We start from the raw sequence: 20,170 nt of genomic DNA, 5'->3' as shown, positions 1-20,170 counted from the left end.
GCCGCTGTGACAGGCGCCGCAATTAAGGGGATTTCGCGCACAAAAAATGTGCAGCAGGTAATAGTTCTTTCATATACTCCGCCTTTTACCCTTGTCTCCGGCATCATAAATGCAACAATGCATAAACATTACCATTACAAGGGATGCGCGATGAGTACGGCAAATCGTGGACAGGATTACCAGCATTGGTTAGCCAAAATCAATCAGGTGTGCGGCCAGTTCGCCGCTCGCCCGCTGGATGATAATTTTCACGGTGAGATAGACGCCAGCTATGCGGGCGACCTGAAAGTCAGCACGGTAACCGCTCGCGGCATCAACCTCTACCGTACCCGGCAGGAGATCCAGCGCGATAACGACGCCTGGTTTTATACCGTCTTCCAGCTCTCAGGTCAGGCGACAATCGAGCAGGACGGTCGCCAGGCGATGCTGGAGATCGGCGATATCACCCTGATTGATGCTTCTCGCCCCTGTTCAATAATCTGGCAGCAAACCTCGCGTCAGGCTTCCCTGCTGCTGCCAAGGTCGCTGCTGGAACAGCAGCTGCGCGGCAGTGAAATCAGCATTGCCACCCGGCTGGCAAAAAACCTGCCGATGGTCCAGCTCAGTCAGCGGCTGCTGCATGAGAGCATGAACAGCCCCGAGCTATCGGCAAGCGAAAGCAAAGCGGCGCTGGAGGCGATTGTTTGCCTGCTACGCCCCATGCTGCACCATCAGGAGGCCCAGCCCACCCGGCGCGATAAACAGTTTCAGAAAATCATGGCGTTAATCGATGAGTCGATTCAGGCGGAACATCTGCGCCCGGAGTGGCTGGCCGGCGAAACCGGTATGTCGGTGCGCAGTCTTTACCGCCTGTTTGCGGAAAAGGGGCTGGTGGTGGCGCAATATATCAAGAATCGTCGGCTCGATCTCTGCGCCCGCGCGCTGGAAAGCGCCCATGATGATGAAAAGCTGGCGGGGATCGGCTACAGCTGGGGTTTCAGCGATCATAGCCATTTTTCCACCGCCTTTAAGCAGCGCTTCGGCGTCTCGCCGGGGGAGTATCGCAAGCGCTGCCGATAGCTATTTTTTCAGCCATTTGCCGTTAAGGCCCTGCACATACTCGCCAGGCTGCGCCCTGGCGACGAGCTTCTGCCCGGCCATTTTCGCCACCTGATCCACCGGCAGGTTGTTGTCGTCCGCCAGTTGCTGATAGCTGTCGCTGCGGGCGGCGTTGATCTGTTTAACCAGCGCCAGGGTTTCTTTATCCTGGCGCAGCGGTTGAAGATAGCCGTTCAGCGTTTCGCCGACTCGCCCCTGCTGACGCGCTTCGCTTAGGGTTAACGCCAGCGCCTGAGTACTCAACAACGCCAGCGCCAGCGTCGCGATTAACCATCGTTTTCTCATCATCGCCTCAGAACAGATCGCTACGGTTTTTCAGCAGATTCTCAACGTCTTTATCCACTTTGATATGAATCTCATGTTCAATTTTGACGTTCATATTGATGGTGATCGGCTCTTTCGACGCCGCAATTTCAATACGCGGCGTACAGCCCGCCAGCAGAATGGTTGCCAGAAAAGCGGTGAATAGTTTGATCATTATTGTTGTTCCTTACAGGTATGACTGTCCTGGCAGCGCTGGGCGGGCAGTCTGGCGTTCTGCTCCAGCCACGCCTGCAGATTGTCGCCGAAACGCAAGCTGCGCCACAGGTCAAAAATATTCTCTTCATGGGAGTAGTTTAAGTGCACCGTGTTGCTTTTGCCCTCTACCCGACTGGTGCCGCTGATGGTCGCCTTCAGCGTCAGTACGCCGAGGTTATCGAGATTGATCCGCGTCCACGAGGTGGCCACTTCCATATAGCGCAGCCAGTTAATGGCCGCCCCGGCGGAGACGTTGTCGGCCACCAGCGCGTCAGCGGTGTCTTTATCCAGGCGCATCGTCATCGGCCCCGGATTGCTGAACCAGCCGTCCTTAATGATCCATTTATCGTTATCCAGCCACAGCGGCAGCGCGCCGTTGAACGGGCCGGAAACGGCGAACTGCTTCACTTTAATGGCGCTAATTAATTCGCTGCTGGAGATGTTCTGCAGGCGCAGCAGCGCCGGATCGTGCTGCGGCATCCGCAGCTGTTGCATGGTCAGCTTGCCGCCGAGAATATCGACGCTGACGTTGCTCAACTGTAAAGGAGCGTCTTCGCTCCAGGGCCAGGCTCCCTGAAGATCTGCCGTCAGATTGCGCGCCGTAAACTGGTTGACGACTTCGCCAATGCGCAGCGAAACCGGATGGCGGGTGCCAAGCTGCCAGATGCCTTCGCTAAAGCGGAACGGCAGCACGAAATCGACGCCGTTGATCTGGTTATCCGGCATCCAGGCGCTGCCGCCTTTGAGCACCCCGTGCCCCCCCGCCTCAAAGCCCTGACCGGCGGCGGCAGAGAACGCGACCTGGGCGTACAGTGAACCTTCGCGCAGGTTCATCTTCCATTCCGGCGGCACCAGCGGCTGGAAAACGGTTAATGACTGTTTCGGCCACCACGCCTGCCCGCGCAGGCGCTCGCCGTCCCAGCGTCCGGTGACGCGGACGGGGCCAATTTTTTGCGCATGCAGGGAACCATTGAACTGGAACCAGGTTGGATCGCGACCCTCAACGTTAAATTTCAGCGTTGACGGCGGCAGTTCGCTGCCGCCGCTGAAGGTGGTTTTTCCGGCATCCAGCGACAGCGCGCCGGTCAGTCGCGGATGCTGCTCATCGCGCAGCCAGTGAATCGGTTTATCCAGGGTGAGGCGCGGCGTGCTCACCAGCATGGAACCATACTGCAGCTTATCGAAACCGGTCGACAGGCTATTGAGCACGATGGCGCTATCAACCCATTCACCCGCGCCTTTAACGTCCCAGCGCGCCTGCATCGGGGTAAAATGGCCACCGCCCCAGTAGCGCCACTGCCAGCGGCCGCGGTCTGGCATAAAATTGTCGGCCTGGCCGTCGAGATGCAGGGTAAAATCTCCCATCTCCTGCTCATGGGCGCGGAGAATGGCCTGCAGGCGGCCATCCACGCCCTGCTGCGTCACGGTGACGCCCGCCAGCGGCCAGCGAATTTCATCGATGTTCAGTGAGTCGATGACCCGCCCGCGCGAACGCAGCAGCGCCCCAGGATGAAAGTTGAGGACCGGCGCGATAAGCGGACCGCTCAGCTGCGCGGGCAGTCTGGCGTAAAAAATCAGATCGCCAAGTTTGGCCTCGCCGGTCAGCTGTAGCGGCATGTCGCTGCTGTCCATACTCAGCTTACCGGGGCCAATATTGAGCACGGCATTACCCTTACCGGCCTGACCCTGGGTAAGCACGTTCAACCGCCCGCTGACCTTCATCTGTTCGGTGCCCTGTTGCCAGTTACCCACCGAAAGCGCAACGCGACCGCTTAACGCATTGCCCGCATACTCGGTGTGCCAGCGGCCATCGCTGATAGCGATACGATCCGGGGTGATTTCCCACGGCAGATCGAGAATCGGCTCCACTTCACCACGCGGCGTGACCAACAGCTGCCCGCGATTCTCATGCCACTCCAGTTCGGCGTCGACAAGGCCGGGTGTCTGAGGAAATTCAAAAGTGCTAAACAGATGACCATCAACCGGCAAACCGTCCGGCACCAGCGGCATCTGAAACTCGCCCACCAGCTTCACCGGCGCCTGGCCTTCTACCAGACGCGCGGAAAAGTCGCTGACCGTCAGCGCCTGGCCGCGCAGGCGCGCCTGGAGAGAGACCTCTTCTCCGGCGTAACCGATATCCTGTTGCTGCGGGGTCAACGACATCACCAGACGCCCTTGCCATTTCTCCCACGGCGACAGACGCAGATTTTCAATCGTCAGCCAACTGTATGGCAGCATCGATTGCCACTCGGCAAGGGTTTTCGGCGCCCCCGGCGCGGCTTCGCTGTGCGGTAATTTATTCAGGCAGGCGCTGTTAATATCCAGCTCAGTGATATGTAAACGCCAGCGGCTGGGGCGGGAGAGCTCGGCGTTAGCGACACGCGCGATTTCGCAGTCGCCTACCAGGTAGCGTAAATCCGGAATACGCAGGGAAGAGCGCGTCAGGCGCGGGCTCTCGCTGAGAGAGATTCGGGTGCCCGCAGGTAGCCAGATGCCAGCCAGCGTGGGCACCCAGTGGGTGAGCGTCAACAGCAAAGCCAGCGGTAGCAGCACGAGTGCTAATAATAGCGCGATGGCGGCTTTATATTTACCCTTCATGGGCAGCTAATATCCTGATTCGAAATAAGTAAAAGCCGAGAGGCCGTCATTGTGGCACGTTCGACCTGCGAGTTAAAGTTCCCATCCCGTTTAAGCGTAGTCGCCGCCCTGTGATTCACCAGCAGGCCATTTAGTCGGGGTTTAGTTTTCTCCTGCGACACTGGTCACCCACCGGGAACGTAAACGGATGCTGCTGTGGACTTAATTATCTCGCTGATGGCGTACGCTCAGGGCCACTATTCATTGGTATTACTGATGGTTTTCCTGCTGACGTTCACCAAATCCTGCGCCGTTATCTCGCTGCTGATCCCGGGAACTTCCGGTCTGCTGCTGTTCGGCACTCTGGCTTCGGCCAGCGCCGGGCATTTCTTGTTAATGTGGATGAGCGCCAGCCTCGGCGCAATCGGCGGATTCTGGCTGTCATGGCTAACCGGCCGTCATTACCAGCATCATCTGTATCGTATTCGCTGGCTTAACGCCGAGCGTCTCGCGCGCGGTCAGCTGTTCCTGCGCCGCCACGGCGCATGGGCGGTTTTTTTTGGCCGCTTTCTTTCCCCCCTGCGCGCCACCGTGCCGCTGGTAACCGGCGCCAGCGGGACGTCCTTCTGCCATTTCCAGCTGGCCAACGTTAGTTCCGGCTTGCTGTGGCCGTTAATCCTGCTGGCGCCAGGCGCTTTAAGCCTCAATTTTTGGTGAAACGTATTGTCTTTTAAAGAGATTTCTTAACTCAGCGATATGCTCTAGAATTATTACTATAGCCTGGCAATTAAACTATTTTTTAATAATTGTAAGATTATTTTAATTATGCTACCGTGACGGTATTATCACTGGAGAAAAGTCTTATGAAAATCGCTGTGTACAGTACGAAACAGTACGACAAGAAGTATCTGCAGCATGTCAATGATGCATACGGCTTTGAACTGGAATTTTTTGACTTCCTGCTCACCGAAAAGACCGCCAAAACCGCCAACGGCTGTGAAGCGGTATGCATTTTCGTTAACGATGACGGTAGCCGCCCGGTACTTGAAGAACTGAAAGCCCACGGCGTGAAGTACATCGCGCTGCGCTGCGCCGGGTTCAACAACGTTGACCTCGACGCCGCGAAAGAGCTGGGCCTGCGGGTAGTACGCGTCCCGGCCTACTCGCCGGAAGCGGTCGCTGAGCACGCAATCGGCATGATGATGTCGCTGAACCGCCGCATTCATCGCGCCTATCAACGCACTCGCGATGCTAACTTCTCCCTTGAGGGGCTGACCGGCTTCACTATGCACGGTAAAACCGCCGGCGTTATCGGCACCGGTAAAATTGGCGTTGCCGCGCTGCGCATCCTAAAAGGTTTCGGTATGCGCCTGCTGGCGTTTGATCCCTATCCAAGCGCCGCCGCGCTGGATATGGGCGTGGAGTATGTCGATCTGGAAACGCTATACCGGGAGTCCGATGTTATCTCCCTGCACTGCCCGCTGACCGATGAGAACTATCATTTGCTGAACCATGCCGCGTTCGATCGGATGAAAGATGGGGTGATGATCATCAACACCAGTCGCGGCGCGCTTATCGATTCGCAGGCAGCGATCGATGCCCTGAAGCACCAGAAAATTGGCGCGCTGGGGATGGACGTGTATGAGAACGAACGCGATCTGTTCTTTGAAGATAAGTCTAACGACGTTATTCAGGACGATGTCTTCCGCCGCCTTTCCGCCTGCCACAACGTTCTGTTTACCGGTCACCAGGCGTTTTTGACCGCAGAGGCGTTGATCAGTATCTCGCAGACCACCCTCGACAACCTGCGTCAGGTGGATGCTGGCGAAACCTGCCCTAACGCACTGGTCTGATTTTCCTTGCCCTTTTGTGCTCCCCTTCCGCGGGGGGCACATTCAGATAATCCCCACAGAAATCCCCTGCGATAAAGTTACAATCCCCTTCATTTATTGATGTGATAAATATTTATGGAGATTAAATGAACAAGATTGCTGCGCTGCTGGCGGCGGGAATGTTGCTATCGGGCTGCGTTTATAACAGCAAAGTGTCGACCAGAGCGGAACAGCTTCAGCACCACCGTTTTGTGCTGACCAGCGTCAACGGTCAACTGCTGAAAGCCGCCGATAAGCCTCTGGAGCTGAGCTTTGGCGAAAAGATGCCAATTACAGGCAATATGTACGTTTCAGGCAATATGTGCAACCGCTTTAGCGGCACGGGTAAAGTCTCTGACGGCGAGCTGAAGGTTGAAGAGCTGGCGATGACCCGCATGCTCTGCACGGACTCGCAGCTGAGCGCGCTGGACGCCACACTGAGCAAAATGCTGCGCGACGGTGCGCAGGTCGACCTGACGGAAACGCAGCTGACGCTGGCAACCGCCGACCAGACGCTGGTGTATAAGCTCGCCGACCTGATGAATTAATAGTTACCGCAGCTTCCGCCTGCCAGCGCCTGCTCGCTGCATCGCTTGCCGTTCGGTAATGCGCACATGCCGATAGCGGAGCCATCAAGCTGGCGGGCTACGGATAACGAGCCGCCGACCATGGCGCAGTTCGCCTGCCCGCTGCTGCTCATCGCGGCACGCATCCCTGGCGACACGTGCGCCGCCGTTGCCTGCTGAACAGGTTCATCATTGCTACTACACGCCGACAGTAACAGCGCAGCACATCCCACTAAAAACGCAGCTCGCATCTTCTCTCCCCTCAGATACATCTTAAAATGAACAAGCTCAAGAATAATAGGCAGCTCAGCGCGCCGCGTCGAGAGGCGAAGTACGTATTTATGCGTTGTGTTAACATTTTTTAGCAATTTTATGTTCTCTTTTCTTCATCAACAATTTTTGAACGCAAAACGCCCTCATTATGTCATCCATAATGAGGGCATTGTTTCGGTTTGTATTTCAGGCGATTAAATTTAACTTACTGAGTACCTCCTGGTCTGGTAAAAGCCCATTTCGTAACAAAACTAAGACTATTAATCGGTTGAAACGCCTCGAATAATATTCGAATTACGCATAACAAACGCGTGAAAACGCGACAAGATTACGCCCGTCATACCACCGTTTCTGTCCAAATAGTACCCATAACGCACAACTGTCTGTCCGGTACCTGGCGGAACGATAAAATCCATTGCCTGAATTTCCATACTCCCATCTCCCTTTTGATATAAAACACCATCAATAGAGAGCGCACAGGTCATTGGGCCACCACCTGAAGTATCGCCAGTACCCAACATGAGAATACTGTAACCTAGTTTACCCATGCTTAAGGAACCACCTTCGTAACTACTAAATTCCATGCCGGCCGTTAATTTCCCGCTACCAGAAATATTAATTGAATCATCCTGGCGAAGCGCCCCTAACAACTGTACTCGTTGCTCAAATGGCTGACGATCAACAACAAGCAAGTCGAACCAGGCCCATTGTGCTTTCGCAATTCTGCGCGAACGATGCTGAGAAATATTGATTGCCCACGAACCGACATCTCCAATAATCTTGTTAGCCCTTACGGTGCCCAGGATATTACAACTCTCGTTAATAACTACATTATTCAAAGTACCTGTGTCAGCCTGTATTTCACCGCGTACAACAACGTTATTGAATTCACTACTTCCGCTCTTAGTAATACTCCAACCGTACCTTCCGGACACATAATTAGTAGAGGAAAGTCGATCTGTGATTTTTGCAATATCAATAGTACCGTTTTTTATCCTTGCGCTGTCGATATACAGTTCATTTCCCTCAGCAATCATCACCGGCACAGCAGCCTTGCTGTTGCGGTTAAACAGCGAGAAACGGTCGGCATAGAGGATCATGTCGCTGGTGGAACCATCGCTGCCCAGCACGATCCCGGCGCCTACCTTCTTCCCGTTATTGGTTTCAACTTTGATGGAGTACATCGAGTTGACCTTGCCGTTTGTATCCGCCAGCGTCTGACCCTGGGCCTGTACGGACGAGGATAACGTGCCGACGGTACTGTTCAGGCTGGTCAGGCTGCTGGCTGTTGATTCGATTTTATCTTCAGCCTTCGTGACCCGCGTCGTCAGCGAACTGACCGCGCTGGCATCCGCTTTATTCGCCAGACTGTTATGCAGGCTGGTGAGCTGCTGCCCCTGCGAGGTAATGTTCCCCTCGGCGCTGGTCACGCGCGTCGTCAGCGAACTGATGGCTGCAGCGTTGACAGTATTGGCCACTTCATCGCTGACATCGATACAGAATGCATCATCCAGATACAGATAACCTGCAGACAGGCTGGAGCGCAGGGAGATGATCAGCTCTGCGTCTGCCGTTGGCTTATAGTCGCCGCTGATATAAGTCCATGCAGTACCGACGCTGGCCGGGATCGTAATATCTTTCAGCGGTCCTGAGCTATTGCGGATGCTGATTTTGGTATTGCTGGCATTGCTGATGGCCATGTCGCCAGACCTGCGCACCCAGGCGCCCACGCGGTACGTCTGGCCGCCGGTCAGCTTTATCACCTGGTCGCAGGTCGTGTAGTCGCTGGAAGTCTTCGTGGCCTGAATGATGTATTTGCCGGACTTCGGGTTCTGCGCCGCCAGCGTGCTCCAGCCGGAATTACTCCAGCCTTCAAAACCGCGTTCGAACGAGTTGTTCGCCAGCATGTTGCCGGGCATTGATTTTGTCGCGTCCGCATCCTGCTGGGTAGCCACAATGCTGTTATTCAGTGAAGTGACGCTGCTGCTCTGGCTCTCCAGCTTCCCTTCTGCGCTCGTTACCCGGTTAGTCAGTGCGGTCAACGCTGTCGCATCCGCCTTTTTATTGACGTTGCCATTGGTGGTGGCCAGGTCATTCGTCAGCTTTATGATGCTGCTGCCCTGCGAGGTGATTTTCCCCTCTGCCGTCGTCACACGCGTGGTCAGGCTACTGATGGCCCCGGCGTTGGCAGTAATATTCACTCCATCCGTGACATCCACAAAATAGAAGTCGTCAAAATACTGAAAGCCAGACTTCAGGGAAGAGTAGATCGCCACATCAACCATCCCGTCAACTGTCGCCTTCCATGTTCCGGACAGCTCAACCCATGAGGAGCCGGTGGGCAGGTCTGCGGTGTTAAACTGGCGATCGTACAGCAGGGACGACTGACCAATACGCAGTTTGTTATTGTCCTGATCATTCATGACCGAACCGCCCTGCGCACGGGCAAAGACACCGATTTTATAGGTGTTGCCTTTCGTTACCGGGACCTTCTGGGATAGTGTGGCAAGACCCACACCACACATCGCGATTTTGCTGCCGTAGTTCGGCGACTGCGCACTGATAACAGACCCGACGCTTCCCCACCCGGTAAATGCATCCTGACCACGCTCGAATGACCCGTTGGAAATCAGGTTACCGGGGATTTTACTGTCAGCAGCCTGGCTGGCCGTGGTATCACTCAGGGTGTTATTCAGCTCCGTCAGACTACTGCCCTGGCTGGTCAGCGTCTTGCTCTGCTCCGTCACGGTGTTCTGTAACGTTTGCAGCGCGCTAGCATCCGCTTTCTTGTTAACTATAGCGTTTGTTGTCGATAATCCGTTTTCCAGCGTCGTGGTCCGGTTCCCGATACTGGTAAGGTTATCACCCTGCTGAGTGACTTTCATTGTCAGAGAATCCACAACGGATGCTGTAGCATCGGCAGTTCTCTGGGCTATCGCTGCTGCGGTAATATTCCGGCAATGCCAGTCGGTGGCATACCAGATAGTGTCAAATGGTGTGTTCTGGTTAACTTGCAGAAAAGGTCTGAAATAGCCTTTCGCCGCAACCGCAGCGGTGACGGTCCAGCGCCAGGTCGTGCGAACCCAGGTTTTACCTGCAGCTGCAGAAACTGAACCTCCAGAGTTTGCAGCAGCAATACTGGCCGAGGGTGAGGACGCAGAACTGATATACAAATTGAATGTCGCCGTACCTGCACCGCAGGCAACCAAGGCGGACAGTTCGATCACGTCGCCGGTAGTAGCCACAATATTATTGATCCCGGGAATATGATCGCGACTAGCCAGTCGGGCGGCATATTTAAAAGGGCAACCTGCTGGCACGCCCACAGCAGAAGTATCAATGACTGTAAACCCCATCTGGTTGTAAGCAGGGTCAAACGTTGGATTAGGGATTAAATCATCGCCTCCCGCTTTTGCGGCAACAATAGCGCCAGTCAGGGAACTAATGCTGCTGTTTGCAGCCGTTAATCCGCTCTCGGTATTCTCAACCCGTCCGGTCAACGCTGTCAGGGCGCTCTGATCCGCCTTATTACCCACATTCGAGTTCGTTGCGTTCAGGTCGTTCTGCAGCTTTGTGATCGCCTGACTTTGGCTGGTCAGCGTCTTGTCCTGCTGGTTAACCTTTGACGATAAATTACTGACTACGCTGGCATCTGCTTTACCCGCCACACCATTTGATGAAAACACGACAACATGACGGATAAAAAGTCGTGCACTGGCGGTAGGCGCCCAGCCGCCGGCTGCAAATCGCAGGTAGACAAAATTTTCAGTAAAATCTGCCGGGATGGTCAGCTCAATGTTTTTCGTCTGCCAGCTGGTCGTTACCCCTTTTAACCATGATGTACTGGATACCAGCCAGCCGGTGGGGTTATTCAGATCAGAAATCACTCCAACAGAGTCAGAGGATATATTCGACATCGTCTCTGAGGATTTAAACTCAAACGTAACGGTTAATTTAGTGTCTGGCTCAACCGGAATCCGAGTTTGGTTAGCCACACGAATGGAGCCTGTCGTCGTCCTCAGCGCTTTTTCACCGACATCATACGTGAACGCAGAGCCTGTACCGGAATCCACCCATAACGAAAGGTCTGACTCCATTCCGCCATTTGCTATCAGGCTGCCGGATATCAGCGACGCCTGGAGCTGTATGATACTGTTGCTCTGACTGGTCAACTTACCTTCAGCTTCATAAACCCGGTTACTTAACGAGGTGACGGCTGACGCATCGGCCTTCTTAGTGATGTTCAGGTTCGAATTCATCAGGGAGTTCTGTAAGCTAGTGATGCTGCTGCTCTGACTCTCCAACTTCCCTTCCGCGCTCGTTACCCGGTTGGTCAGATTGCTGATAGCACCGGCATGCGCCGTAATAGTTTTCTCATCAGTAATATCGACAATGTAAAAATCATCGAAGTATATTTCTCCGGCTGACAACGATGACCAGATGGCGGCCTCAACCGTCATATCTGCAGACGGCACCCAGGAACCGTTAATTTCTGACCAGTCTGATCCTGTCGGCAACTCCGGCGTAATAAAATTCACCGCATAAATAATCGAACCATTGATATCACCGACTCTCAGCTTGTGATACGACTGCTCTGCCGTGGCTGCAGCCCCGTTACGGCGGGTGAATACGCCGATCCTGTAAGTCCGGCCACATTTTACACTGATGCGCTGTGAGATCGCCGCTTTACCTGTACCACAACGCACTATCTTGCTACCGCTGTGCGGCGCTAAGGCCGTGGTAAACGTCGCTGCTCCTGAGACTGTCCAGCGTTTGCTCCCTAACTCAAAACCGCTATTAACGAGCATGTTACCTATGACAGCCGCGCTAGCCGCAGCATCATCTTGCATAGCAGCAACATTATTTTGTGTTGTGCTGAGGCTGTTATCGAGCTTCGTGAGGCTGCTGCCCTGGCTGGTCAGCGTTTTGGCATGCTCCGTCACAGTGTTCTGTAACGTCTGCAGCCCACTCGCATCCGCTTTCTGGCTGATGGTGCTGTTTATCGTCTTCAACCCGTTTTCCAGCGTCGTGGTGCGGTTCCCGATACTGGACAGGGTATCGACCTGCTGAGAAACTGTTGTCGTCAGATAATCCACCGCTGACGCAGCTGCGCTCGCCGTATCTTGTGCTGCTTTTGCATCGGTAATATCGGTAATAACGATATTATCCGCGTACAGATCGTACCCCGGCGTCCCGGTACCGATCGCACCGCGACATGCCATCCAGATCACCGCGCGCGATTTACCTGCTGGCACTGTCAGGTTGCCGGTGAATTTCGCCCAGCGATCTCGCCCTTCCAGCGCATTCTCTGTGATGATAATAGCCGCAGGCCATGTATTCCCCGAACCTGTCTCATCCTGGCACTGCAGACCCACTGCAACTGACCAGCCTGATGATGGCGCCTGCCCGGCTGGCATCATTGCCCATAATTCGAAGCGATACACGGCCTGCGCCCGGACAACCGCCCACGATCCGATTTGCTTATCGCTGTTGCCGCTTTCATTCGCGTTACGGCGTAACCGCAGGCTTCTCATCCCACTGTATTTTTGCGACGAAACAACCGTCGCTCCAGCTCCGCCAATCTGCTGACCATCTGCGTAGCTTTCCAGTGAGCCATCAAACCACGGATTGGATCCCTGGTTGCGGAGCGTATTTATGCTTCCCGAAAGCGATGTGATATTGCTGTTCGCTGCAGTCAGACCACTTTCCGTCTTCTCCACTCGCCCGGTCAGTGACGTCAGCGCACTCTGATCCGCCTTTTTACTCACATTCGAGTTCGTGGTGGTCAGGTCATTCTGCAGCTTTGTGATTGCCTGGCTGTGGCTGGCCAGCTTCCCTTCCGCTGAGTCAACGCGACTGGTCAGGTCAGTCACGGCAGAGGCATTTGCCTTCTTCGACACCCCGGTCGACGAAAAAACGTCGACTTTACGGATATACAGACGCGCACTGTTTGACGGTGCCCAGCCCCCGGCGGCAAACCGCAGATAGACATAATTCCCGGTAAAGTCTGCCGGAATGGTCAGCTCCACGGTTTTCGTCTGCCAGCTGGTCGTCACGCCACTCAGCCACGGAGATTCTGAGGATAGCCAGGCGACAGGATTGCCCAAATCAGTTATCACACCAACGGTATCAGACGATACGCTGTTCATCGTTTCCGATGTTTTGTACTCAAATGAGACGGTAAGCGTCAGCCCGGCCTCAGCAGGGATACGCGTGACGTTGGCAACCCGGACAGAGCCGGTTGTCGTTCTCAGCGCTTTTTCACCTGTATCATACGTGAATGCCGAGCCGGTACCGGAGTTCTCCCAGAACGACAGATCCACATCCATGCCGCCATTGCTAATCAGGCTCCCTTCAGCCAGGGTGTTTTTCAGCATCGTCAGCTGGCCAGACTGTGTTGTCAGGTTGCCTTCCGTCGCGGATACCCGGTTGGTTAACGCCGTGACCGCGCTCGCATCGGCCTTTTTACTGACGTTTGAATTGGTTGTCGTCAGGTCGTTCTGCAGTTTAGTGATCGCGCTGCCCTGGCTGGTCAGCGTTTTATCCTGCTGGCTGACGCTGGACTGCAGGCCCGTGATGGCGTTGCTGTTTGCGGCCACACCCGACTCTGTTTTACCGACGCGGTTAGACAGCGAGGTCAGCGAATTCCCCTGGCTGGTTAACGTGGTGCCCTGCTGTTCAACCTTTTGCGTGAGGGACTGCAGCGCGGTTGCATCGGCTTTTTTACCCAGACTGGTTTCCAGCCCGCTGATTTTGCTGGCCTGTGCGCTTTGTGCAGTCGACAGGGAACTCAGCTCCTCCGCGACCGAGGATTTATTCTCGTTGAACTGCGTCTGCAGCGATTCCCGGGCTGTCACCTCTGCTTTATCAGCAGTGATACGGGCATTCATCTCCTGATACAGCAGGCCGGAACGCAGATCCGCCAGGCTGTTACTGTCCGTCGTTCCCCTTATCTGTGCCGCCAGCGTGGAGCGCTTCAGCGCTTCCGCTTCATCTGCCTGTGTCCGCGCCATCTCCTCATTACGCAGCGCCGCAGTACTGGCCGCCGGTGCCGGGCGCCCGACCGATATCCAGTGGATCAGGAAATGGTTGTCAGCATTCTGCCCCTGAGCCAGATCCAGGCGAAAGCGGCGGACCGTACCGGATGCATTCCAGTTCACATCGGAGATGGCCACCACGCTGATACCATCGCCGTCAAACTCCTGCTCCGCGATATTCACCGAGCGGGCATCACTCCAGCCGGTTTCCTCTGTACCAATCCAGTAAAGCCGCCCTTTCCATGCCGGATTACCCACGCGTTTAATACGCAGCATGACGGTGCGATAGGAGGAAGCCGGAATAGTTTGCCCGTTGGGTGAGCGGCAGGAGGCGGTGCTGTTCAGTGCTTTCAGCCAGCCGTCGTCCGTGATTTGCATCGGCACCTGACCGGCATCGTCCTCGGTCCACCCCTCATTGTCTTTATCGAAGTACCAGATACTGAACGAATCAAACTGCTGCCCGCTACCGGCGGAAATTTCAGAAATCTGACGGGCCAGTGACTCGTCGCCGTCCTGAATAATCGTTTGCAGATTATCAATGGCGGCCACGCGCTCGTTTGTTTCATTCAGCAGCTGGTCTGCCGCCTGCGCCGCTTTCGCGTTGACGTCCGCAATGCGGTCGGCAGTCTCCTGTTTTACCGCTTTGTCCCAGCCTGTATTCGCCTGGGCGATGGACTGTTTCAGACTGTTTTCAACCGCCTGCAGCTGGGATTTTAACGCAGCATCCCCCTCGGTGAGGGTTTTGTTAACGTCAGCGATCTGCTGGTCAACGGAGGTATTAATATCGCTCACGGCATCGGTGATGCTCTTGTTGACTGCCGTGATATTGTCACTGAGCGTCTGATTTACGCTGTTGATATTCTCCGTTATCGACGTGTTGACGGACTCTATCTGACCGTCAACCTGCTGGCGGATCTCAGACGCAGAATCATCAATACTCTGGTTAATATCGGTGACCTGCTGCGCGACTTCTTCACGAATAGCCTCGGCGGTTTTTATCAGCTCCTTATGAGTCTCCTCAATATCCCGCTGGGCTTCCTGCCAGGCTTCCGTGTCCTTAATCGCATCGGTCAGTTTGTCGTAATAGTCACCGATATCGTCGCTGGCCATCCCCTGCACCCAAGCCGTCCACGGACTTTCATTGCCGATACGGTCAACGATCCGCGCGCGGTACCAGAATATCGCCGCAATCTGCAGGCCCATCTGCTGATACGTTTTACCCGGATACGCCACATCAGACAGCGCCATCGCCCCGTTGCCGTTGGGATTAGGACTGTACTGCAGCTCGGTTTTCTGCGTATCGCCGCTCCCCTCCGGGAACGCCCAGTTCAGCTGCACGCCATGCAGCAGGGAAGTGGTGGTCAGCGCCAGCGGTGCCGACGGCAAACCGATTTTTCCGGTCAGCGTTTTCTCTTCTGAGTATGCCCAGCCGCTGGAGACCTCTGCAGCGTTAATCGCCCGGACACGGACCAGATAACGACCGGCGTAAATGCCGCTGACCTCGAACGAGGTGGTCGAGCTGCGCGGCACGTTAATCCAGTTACCGTCATTACGTCGCCATTGGGCTTCATAAGCAAGGGCATTTTTAACTGGCGTCCAGTTAACCTGGATTGTTTCAACACTCATCCCCTGATTGACTACGGAATAAGACTCAACAATGATATTATCCGGCGCACTTTGGTTCCCGGGAGGAATAACGCTTATCGGCCGGCTATCAATTATCGCGCCAGTATCAATTCTGTCATATTTATCCGGATCATGAGCAGCCGCGAAAATAGTAAATGTACTATCGTTGTTATCTTTAACACTTACGACTCGATATTGCTGGACCCTAAGCGAATCAGATTCTATAGCCCATACACATTCCGTTTCGGGTAATTCTGCATATTCGGCAGTGACGGTGACAACAAACCCATCGATGCTCTCAATAGTTCGACTTTGCGTCACGCCCGATGGCAGGTTTAACAACAGTCGATCACCGGCTTTAGCTTCCGTTTTGCGATCGAGTGTAATAATGCAGCCGTCAACCTTACTGGTGCGGCCACCGTTGATTTTTCCCGCCAGCATTTCATCTGCCACCGCAATAATATAGCCAGGCTGCGGAATATTACCGTCCAGTCCGACGGAAAAAGTCACCACGCGGTCTTTATTGTTGGTCAGAATCCCCCAGCGTCCTTTACGATTAGCCTCCGACTGACGAGTACAGCCAATGGCCGTCAATTCAAGCTGGTTAAATCCGTAGCGGGCTACCAGCGGCTGCTCAAAAACTGGTTCCATCGCATCTGCATACTCGTTTTCTGGGTCAGACCAGGAAACCAGTGCATTGGTATAGCGCGTTTTGCTACTACTGCTGGCATATTGAAAACGTCCATTAATAACGTTAGCCCTGGTGTAGGTGTAATCGATATCACGAGGCATATCTGCCAGAGCAATCACCTGATCGCCGCTCCAGCATGTCATACCCCGGAAAATAGCCGCAAAATCCCGCAACACCGTATAAGCATCGTTGCGATTCTGAACATAGACGTTACATAAGTAGCGAGGCTCTGTACCGTTCCCGCCTTTGCCATCGGGTACGGGTTCATCACAATATCGTGCGACCTGATATAACGTCCATTTATCTATATTCTCAGAAGTAAGACGATTCCCCAGCCCAAAACGATCGCTAACAATCAGATCGTAAAAAATCCATGCTGGATTGTCCGTCCAGGCCCATTTAAATCTCCCCGTCCAGATACCGGAATATTGTCGGGTCTTCGGATCATAATTATCAGGAACGCGAATGATGCGGCCGCGAGGACTGCAGGAAATTTTTGGAATAGAGCCATTAAATTGACGAGAGTCGAATTCAACGTAAAGCAGAGCTGTATTTGGATAGCGAAGTTTCGCATCAAGCACCTCAGCATAGCTTTGTAACATCATGACATCGCCAGTTTTTGAAGTGTTTGCGTCTTCCGTAACCTTACGCAGGCGCAATACCCAACCCGTCGTCGCCCGAGGTAGATCAATACGGTGACAACGTTCATAGCCAGAAGTGGTCTTACCTTTTACTGCGCTCTTCAGAACCGTCTGCCAGACACCACCATCAGTCTGCAAATCAACGGCATAGCTGACGGCGTTCCCTATCAGATCGCCATTATCTTCCTGTTTGAGTAACGATGGCCATTTTAAACGCAAACGTACTGCCGAAATCTGTGTATTACTAAAAGAGCGGGACCAGGCCGTTTTGCTGGATACTTCTACTCCCACATTAATTTCATTTTCTGAACCGGGTATTCCCTGAATATAATTCTGCGCCTGAGTTCCCGGGCGAAACTCCCAGAAAACGCCGCTAAAATTTTGGGAGCCGTCGGGGTTTTCCAGCGGCGTGCCATCAAGGTAAATATCTTTAGCTGTAAGCGCACCGGCAAATTCACCTTCGCCCAGCGCAATGAGAATTTTTGCTTTCGCAACAGACTGTAAATCATCAGGCTGTTCCGTTGGGGTTCGCGGATTTGAACTCCCGCCCTTACGACCTTTAATGAGGTGCTGTGTCATAGATATTTGTCCATAAAAAAACCACCTGTAAGGTGGTCTGAAATAGGAGAAGCCGGATAATCTACTGCTGGTCTTCTACATAAATTCCAGCCGAAATAATTGCCCCGCCGATAAGACGTTTCCCATACAACAGCGGTACAGGATATCCCTGTGCGGTGGTATTCGTTACTCCGCCAAATGCATAAGAGGCTTTGTTTTCGGGTGACTGTTGACTAGCTAAGCCTGGAACCTGGGGAGAAAGCATCTGGAGTACACCGCCGAGGACCATTGAGGCCCCTAGCATTGCGGCACTTCCCCAACCGGAACCAGCAGCAATGGCGGCAAATATCCCCCCAGATCCCATAGTGGCTATTGAAGCGACCGCGATCAATGCTACACCTAATATCGTCTGTAATACGCCAGCTTTTTTACTGCCAATAACGACCGGGACAATTCGTATTAATTTATCATTAATTGGAAAAGGAATATCATCCTCTCCAATATTCCTCTTTCCTTTAAAAACAGCATAAGTTAACCCCATAGACTTGCTGTTATTCATAAATTTTTCAAATCCATTGATAGTGCAGCATAAAGCTCTTATTGCTTCAGATGCTGTTGCTACCATCCGACAATGATATTTGCCAAACTTCTTACCAAGAATACCACCCAATTCTATTCTGACCATATGTTCTTGCATACATACTCCATCAGCAGCAGACATTATGAATAAATCATAATTTTTATTCTGCCATCAATAATATCGCACACTGAACTGGCTCGAAAGCGACTCGAACCGCCTAATTTAAATTACACTCTTTCATTAATGAATTAAACATCAACCTTAGTATGTAGAGAATATCTTTCAGAAAGTATTATTATTCAATTCAGTATCATTGTTATGGAAGCGCAAAATCTTTACTGTTCTTTCTCGCCAGTAACCACCATAAGGTACCCGCTGGCTTAAATGACCATATAGGTGATGAAGTAGCATATTACCTTCAAGAAGAATACCTGCATGATTCCACTTATTCGCCTGTACCTGCATAATTACCATGTCGCCAGGCTGCGGTGGGCCATAAAACTCGCGAAAGCCGCATTCATACCAGCAATCACGATAGAAGTTATCCGGGTAGTTATCTTCCCACCAAGGATAATCAACTCTGTAATCCGCCAGATCAATTCCATGCTGCTGGCGAAAATAACTCATGACCAATCCCCAGCAATCATAATGTCCAAGCACAAACGGGCGTTCCAGTAGCGGTAATTCTCCTCGCGGAAAAATTGTACGGAGATCCCCTTCCGGCCAGCTAAAGATATGCCATGGTAATAACATTGCATCACACTGCGCCTTGTCCAACTCGCTTGGCTGCGTCGTCGCATCAGGATGACTATGGACAATTCCCGTAACAACACCCCAATTTTCTACCTGCACATAATCTTCAGGCGCAAGGAGAAAATGATCCAGGGGATTATCCGCAATATTACGACAGGGAAAGTAACGCTCCACCCGTCCCCGTTGCGCAATCACACCACAACACTCGTGAGGATACTCCTCCTGCGCATGCTTCTGAATGGCCATGATAACCTTCTGACGCATACTAGCTCCGAATTAAAGAGGTGCCGGGGAAACCACCAAAAGGCAGTTCGTTGTCCTCACCAAAACGTAATTTACAGGCTGACAACGTACCGCTACAAACATCGAGGGAGGGATCGCTAACAGGCACATTATTAATATCAAAATATCGTTGACCGATATAATCACATCCATCACCGGTACGATATCTATTTCTGATACACCAGGTACAGATAGAATGCAGCTGGCGCGTTGGGATCATAATCCCTTGCAAATCCATTGGGCTGGCAAGTGAAAACTCAATTGCTTCATTAGTCTCCTCACTTTTGGCATCAATGAAAAAAACTTTTCGTTTTTCCTGCGTGGGGTCGGCTGACGCATTACCTTCAGGGAAATTACGTGCATCGAGATATTTTGCCAACGTATCGTGGATAGTGACTTTTGCCTGAATCAGGTCATCGTAATACAAACACAGCGCGGTAATCGAAGCATCAATATTTGCCACCTTCAGAGATGGTTGCGCGTCACGACCGCTGGTAGTGGATTCTATCCCTTCAACAATGCAAGGCCACGGCATATATTCATTGCCTTGCCACCAAATAGATTTTGCAGGCAAACGTTTTTCATCCCCTCCTGCATCCAGGATTTCGGCTTCGCTATGCGCGATACTGTGTCCGTGGAAATATAAGACATCATCCATGCCAAATACGCTGCCATCAATTTCCAGTAAACGTATTTCATTTCCAGGTTCAAGTTTTTGGTAATCAGCTGTAATCATGGTGCATATGCCTGGTTAAATGTAGCGGTTACCGTCATTACCTGACTCGATAATGGCGAAATTTTTAGTGTGTCAGCGCTAACACGATAAAGCCCGGATTCCCCTACCGGTGAATTCCAGATAAACGACTTCGTTATATGGCGCCGTAAAAATTCTAGCACTTCTAATATCTCTTCTTTATCTCCGGTCAAGGTCACTGGCCAGCTTTGCTTTTCATAATGCAGGCCATCTCCTACGATCTGTTGATACCCATCGCCAAAACTGGCCTCTCGAACGGTATAATTAAAATCCCCCAGTAGACCCGCTTGTATTTGCGTTCGCCAGGTAAAGGTTTCTATTGCCATATCATCTCCGGGAATCAA

General features: G+C 52.9%; 13 protein-coding genes. 4 read left to right on the top strand and 9 right to left on the bottom strand.

What is annotated here, in order from left to right:
* Nucleotides 1-150 precede the first annotated feature (150 nt).
* Nucleotides 151-1,059: a transcriptional regulator FeaR gene (gene feaR, locus ACSIPU_RS00380; RefSeq protein WP_133497591.1), complete on the top strand. Its 909-nt coding sequence runs from the start codon at nucleotides 151-153 to the stop codon at nucleotides 1,057-1,059.
* Here the strand turns inward: feaR and ACSIPU_RS00375 are convergent, their stop codons facing one another.
* Genes ACSIPU_RS00375 through ACSIPU_RS00365 form a run of 3 tightly spaced genes read right to left on the bottom strand, consistent with a single transcriptional unit; the run spans nucleotide 1,060 to nucleotide 4,215 of the window.
* A complete protein-coding gene (locus ACSIPU_RS00375; protein ID WP_004112635.1) occupies nucleotides 1,060-1,383 on the bottom strand; it encodes a YdbL family protein in 324 nt (107 codons plus the stop codon).
* Nucleotides 1,384-1,390: 7 nt separating this feature from the next.
* Complete coding sequence (locus ACSIPU_RS00370; RefSeq protein ID WP_133497590.1) at nucleotides 1,391-1,576, bottom strand: YnbE family lipoprotein; 186 nt, start codon at nucleotides 1,574-1,576, stop codon at nucleotides 1,391-1,393.
* Nucleotides 1,576-4,215: a YdbH family protein gene (locus ACSIPU_RS00365; protein ID WP_196558093.1), complete on the bottom strand. Its 2,640-nt coding sequence runs from the start codon at nucleotides 4,213-4,215 to the stop codon at nucleotides 1,576-1,578. The genes ACSIPU_RS00370 and ACSIPU_RS00365 overlap by 1 nt, the downstream gene beginning before the upstream one ends.
* Nucleotides 4,216-4,410: 195 nt before the next feature.
* Between ACSIPU_RS00365 and ACSIPU_RS00360 the strand changes: the two genes are divergently transcribed.
* The 3 genes from ACSIPU_RS00360 (at nucleotide 4,411) to hslJ (ending at nucleotide 6,613) form a co-directional block, all read left to right on the top strand.
* Complete coding sequence (locus tag ACSIPU_RS00360; protein ID WP_047719900.1) at nucleotides 4,411-4,911, top strand: DedA family protein; 501 nt, start codon at nucleotides 4,411-4,413, stop codon at nucleotides 4,909-4,911.
* A gap of 146 nt (nucleotides 4,912-5,057) precedes the next feature.
* On the top strand, nucleotides 5,058-6,047 hold the full coding sequence (locus ACSIPU_RS00355) for a 2-hydroxyacid dehydrogenase (RefSeq protein WP_004112629.1): 990 nt from the start codon (nucleotides 5,058-5,060) through the stop codon (nucleotides 6,045-6,047).
* Nucleotides 6,048-6,172: 125 nt separating this feature from the next.
* Entirely contained in the window at nucleotides 6,173-6,613 is a 441-nt protein-coding gene (gene hslJ, locus ACSIPU_RS00350; protein ID WP_133497589.1) for a heat shock protein HslJ, read from the top strand.
* Here hslJ and ACSIPU_RS00345 read toward each other — a convergent pair.
* The 6 genes from ACSIPU_RS00345 to ACSIPU_RS00320 form a co-directional block, all read right to left on the bottom strand.
* Nucleotides 6,610-6,882 carry a putative hemolysin gene (locus tag ACSIPU_RS00345; RefSeq protein ID WP_004101621.1) on the bottom strand — a complete coding sequence of 91 codons (273 nt, stop codon included), beginning with the start codon at nucleotides 6,880-6,882 and terminating at the stop codon, nucleotides 6,610-6,612. The genes hslJ and ACSIPU_RS00345 overlap by 4 nt on opposite strands.
* 282 nt (nucleotides 6,883-7,164) lie before the next feature.
* Nucleotides 7,165-17,478 carry a TipJ family phage tail tip protein gene (gene gpJ, locus ACSIPU_RS00340; RefSeq protein WP_435321465.1) on the bottom strand — a complete coding sequence of 3,438 codons (10,314 nt, stop codon included), beginning with the start codon at nucleotides 17,476-17,478 and terminating at the stop codon, nucleotides 7,165-7,167.
* A 61-nt stretch (nucleotides 17,479-17,539) separates the two neighbouring features.
* Nucleotides 17,540-18,154: a tail assembly protein gene (locus ACSIPU_RS00335; protein ID WP_016807740.1), complete on the bottom strand. Its 615-nt coding sequence runs from the start codon at nucleotides 18,152-18,154 to the stop codon at nucleotides 17,540-17,542.
* Nucleotides 18,155-18,319: 165 nt separating this feature from the next.
* Nucleotides 18,320-19,054: a C40 family peptidase gene (locus ACSIPU_RS00330; protein WP_049127399.1), complete on the bottom strand. Its 735-nt coding sequence runs from the start codon at nucleotides 19,052-19,054 to the stop codon at nucleotides 18,320-18,322.
* Nucleotide 19,055: 1 nt separating this feature from the next.
* Nucleotides 19,056-19,808, bottom strand: a complete 753-nt coding sequence (locus tag ACSIPU_RS00325; protein WP_049593191.1) for a phage minor tail protein L — start codon at nucleotides 19,806-19,808, stop codon at nucleotides 19,056-19,058.
* The gene (locus ACSIPU_RS00320; protein ID WP_049592032.1) at nucleotides 19,805-20,152 is read right to left on the bottom strand and encodes a phage tail protein; all 348 of its coding nucleotides are present in this window, start codon (nucleotides 20,150-20,152) and stop codon (nucleotides 19,805-19,807) included. Before ACSIPU_RS00320 ends, ACSIPU_RS00325 begins: the two co-directional genes overlap by 4 nt.
* Between the last annotated feature and the right edge of the window lie 18 nt (nucleotides 20,153-20,170).

The sequence above is a fragment of the Klebsiella sp. HN106 genome (assembly GCF_051209435.1).
Classification (GTDB): Bacteria; Pseudomonadota; Gammaproteobacteria; order Enterobacterales; family Enterobacteriaceae; genus Klebsiella; species Klebsiella oxytoca.
Note: the sequence above shows the minus strand (reverse complement) of the source record. Positions and strands in the feature narration are given on the sequence as shown.